At 63.8% G+C, this 3,258-nt stretch carries 2 protein-coding genes; both read right to left on the minus strand.

Annotated features, from left to right (window positions below):
- Nucleotides 1-4: 4 nt before the first annotated feature.
- Nucleotides 5-982 (minus strand): helix-turn-helix domain-containing protein, encoded by a 978-nt coding sequence (locus ABYB95_RS20050; protein ID WP_372660991.1) that lies wholly within the window; start codon nucleotides 980-982, stop codon nucleotides 5-7.
- Nucleotides 983-1,044: 62 nt separating this feature from the next.
- On the minus strand, nucleotides 1,045-3,258 hold a 2,214-nt coding region (gene carB, locus ABYB95_RS20055), incomplete at its 5' end, for a carbamoyl-phosphate synthase large subunit (protein WP_372660994.1).

Genomic DNA, 3,258 nt, shown 5'->3' on the forward strand with positions numbered 1-3,258 from the left:
CGCCTCAGTGCATGGCCGCTTGCAAGCGGCGCCAGCGGGCTGGTGTGGTGCCGACCTCGCGTTGGAAATCGCGCACAAAGTGCGAGGCGTCCTGGTAGCCACAGCGTCGGCCCACCTCGCTCACCGGCAGCCCGGCAAAACGGCGCTGCGCCAGCATGGCTTGCGCCTGCAGCAGGCGATGTTGGCGCAAGCTGGCCGCCACCGTCTGTCCCGCCAGGGCAAAACTGCGGTGCAAGCTGCGCACCGAGACTCCCAGCCGTTGCGCCACATCGTCAACCCGAAGGCTGTGGTCGCCCTGCAGCGACCGTATCAACGCCAGCGCGTCCGTGTACAGCTGGCGCGCCCGGCTTTGCTGCTCGACCGGGACCGGACTCAAGGTGGCCGACAGCAACACCCCCAACTGTTCGCTCAAGGCGGCCGCCGGCATGGCCGCAGCCAGCGCCGGATCCTTGCCCAGCTGCAAACACAGTGCCGATAGCGTCTGCCCCCAACCCTGATCGCGGTGCACCACGCGGGGCTGTGGTACGTCCACCCGCTCCAGCCATTGCCCCAGCCATGACCGTGGCATTTGTATCGACAGACAAGCCACCGACTCGGGAAAGTGCAGTTCGTAACTTTGGGCCGCGTCCACCAGCACCGCATCGCCGGGCCGTAGCTGGACCATCTGCCCCCCTTGGCGCACACGCCAGAACGTGCTGAGCTGGGTGATCAGGTAGAACGACGGCAGGTCGGAAGCCCGGGCAATGGCGCTGGGTGTGCGGTAGACGTCTTGCGGGCTGGCCAGCACCTGGTTCAGACACAGCGCCCCCACCGGCATGCTCACCAGACGGCCATCAAAATGAGCGGCCGACCGCGAACTGCAGTCCATCTCCAGAAAGGCCTCGCAAATCGCACCCACCCAGTAGTCCAGCCGCTGCTCGGGGCGGACCACGTCGGTAGACCATTGTTTGGGTCCGGTACCGGCCTCGAAGGATGCGCGCATGGCCCCGATGGTGCCCTCTGGTCAAGCGCGCGACCAGAGGGAAAACGACAGGCTTGGGCGCTTTAGGCCACGAGTTGGGCGTGCATCTCCTGCACCGAAATCACGCCCAGGCTGTCCATGTACTGCATGCCTTCGACGGCAGCTTCTGCTCCGGCAATGGTGGTGTAGGTGGTCACCCGGGCGAGCAAAGCCGAGGTGCGGATGGCGCCCGAATCGGCGATGGCGTTGCGCCGTTCTTCCACCGTGTTGATGACCAGGGCAATGTCCTTGTTCTTGATCATGTCGACGATGTGCGGGCGGCCTTCGGTCACCTTGTTCACCGTCTCCACCGCGATCCCGGCAGCGGCAATCGCCGCCGCCGTGCCCCGGGTGGCCACCAGCACAAAACCCATGTCCACGAGTTGCCGAGCGATCTCCACCGCGCGCGGCTTGTCGCTGTTCTTGACGGTGAGAAAGACTTTGCCCGAAGTGGGCAGATGGGTGCCTGCACCCAACTGGCTCTTCACGAAGGCTTCACCAAAGGTCTTGCCCACACCCATCACTTCGCCAGTGGATTTCATCTCGGGGCCGAGGATGGTGTCCACACCGGGGAATTTCACGAACGGAAACACCGCTTCCTTGACGCTGAAATACGGCGGGTTCACCTCCGCGCCAATGCCCTGCGCGTCCAGCGACTGGCCGGCCATGCAACGCGCCGCCACCTTCGCCAGCTGGATGCCGGTGGCCTTGGAGACAAAGGGCACCGTGCGCGAGGCGCGCGGGTTCACTTCCAGCACGAAGATCACGTCCTTCTTGGCGCCGCCTTCGTCGATCTCCTGGATCGCGAACTGCACGTTCATCAGGCCGATCACATTCAAGCCCTCGGCCATGGCCGCGGTCTGGCGCTTGAGCTCATCCACCGTTTCTTTGGACAGGTAATACGGTGGCAGCGAACAGGCCGAGTCGCCACTGTGTACGCCGGCTTGCTCGATGTGTTCCATCACCCCGCCGATGAAGACGCGCCCGGTGTGGTCGCGAATCGCGTCCACATCGCACTCGATGGCGTCGTTCAAAAAGCGGTCCAACAGCACCGGTGAATCGTGCGACACCTTCACCGCTTCGCGCATGTAACGCTCCAGATCGCGCTGCTCGTGCACGATTTCCATCGCGCGACCGCCCAGCACATAGCTCGGGCGCACCACCAGCGGATAACCCAGGGCCGCAGCCTTCTCCAGGGCATCGGCTTCGGTGCGCGCGGTGGCGTTGGGTGGCTGGCGCAACTTCAGCTCGTGCAACAGCTTCTGGAAGCGCTCCCGGTCTTCGGCCGCGTCGATCATGTCCGGGCTGGTGCCGATGATGGGCACACCTGCGGCCTCCAGGCCCAGCGCCAGCTTCAATGGCGTCTGGCCACCGTATTGCACGATCACGCCAACCGGTTTTTCCTTGTCCACAATTTCCAGCACGTCTTCCAGTGTCAAGGGCTCGAAGTACAGGCGGTCGCTGGTGTCGTAGTCGGTGGACACGGTCTCGGGGTTGCAGTTGACCATGATGGTCTCGTAACCGTCTTCGCGCAGGGCCAGTGCTGCGTGCACGCAGCAGTAATCGAACTCGATGCCCTGGCCGATGCGGTTGGGTCCACCACCCAGCACCATGATCTTTTTGTTGTTCGTCGGCTCGGCTTCGCATTCGCCGTCGCCATGGCCTTCGTAGGTCGAATACAGGTAAGCGGTGTCGGTAGCGAACTCGGCGGCACAGGTGTCCACCCGCTTGTAGACCGGGCGGATGTTTTCGGCGTGGCGGCGCTCGCGCACCGCTTGGTCGTTGGTCTTGAGCAGCTTGGCCAGGCGGCGGTCGGAAAAGCCCTTTTTCTTCAGGCCACGCAGGGTGTCTGCTGCGAGGGCTTCCAGACTGGTCTGCTCCAGCTGCAATTCGATTTTCACGATTTCTTCGATCTGGATCAGGAACCACAGGTCGATTTTGGTGAACTGGTGCACTTCGGCCAGGGTCCAGCCCGCGGCAAAGGCGTCGCCCACGTACCAGATGCGCTCCGGTCCGGGTTCGCCCAGTTCGCGCTCCAGGATCTCGCGGTCCTGGGTTTTTTCGTTCATGCCATCCACGCCGACTTCCAGGCCGCGCAGGGCTTTCTGGAACGATTCCTGGAAGGTCCGGCCCATGGCCATGACTTCGCCCACGCTCTTCATCTGCGTGGTCAGGTGCGGGTCGGCGGCCGGGAACTTCTCGAAGGCGAAACGCGGGATCTTGGTCACCACGTAGTCGATGCTGGGCTCGAAGCTGGC

This window comes from Hydrogenophaga sp. (assembly GCF_041633695.1).
Taxonomy (GTDB): domain Bacteria; phylum Pseudomonadota; class Gammaproteobacteria; order Burkholderiales; family Burkholderiaceae_C; genus Hydrogenophaga.

Bases quoted from the DNA above. Each gene is read 5' to 3' on its own strand.
- ABYB95_RS20050 (WP_372660991.1), bottom strand. From the start codon at position 982: ATGCGCGCATCCTTCGAGGCCGGTACCGGACCCAAACAATGGTCTACC.